Here is a 356-nt window from a genome sequence, read left to right as displayed (position 1 = left end):
AAACAGCGGTGCGTTCTTCAACTTCAGCGAAGTAGACGTCAAGAACATTGCCAGCGCCGGCGGCGACGACCCGAAGGTCGTGCTGTTGTCGCTGACCTACAACTCGCAGACCATCGTCAGCGATACAACGCTCAACTTCGCGCTCGGTATCACCGATCACGACGGGGACAGCGTCACCAGCACCGACAATCTGTCAGTGGCTCTGGCCGGAACGCATTCCGGCAGCGGCTATCAATTGACGGGTCTCGACACGACCGGAGAAGTCCTTGCCGCAAGCTCGGGAGCCGATACGCTCCATGGCGGCACCGGGCTCAACGACACCGTCGACTACAGCAACGCAACCGCCGGAGTCACCG

The 356-nt window shown here is 61.0% G+C and carries 1 protein-coding gene; it reads left to right on the top strand.

The features are described 5' to 3' along the window. Positions 1-356, top strand: a 356-nt coding sequence (locus EN807_RS35975; RefSeq protein ID WP_210240020.1) for a hypothetical protein, incomplete at both ends; no start/stop codon positions are given.

Source organism: Mesorhizobium sp. M5C.F.Ca.ET.164.01.1.1 (assembly GCF_004792125.1).
In the GTDB taxonomy this organism is placed as follows: domain Bacteria; phylum Pseudomonadota; class Alphaproteobacteria; order Rhizobiales; family Rhizobiaceae; genus Mesorhizobium; species Mesorhizobium wenxiniae.
Note: the sequence above shows the minus strand (reverse complement) of the source record. Positions and strands in the feature narration are given on the sequence as shown.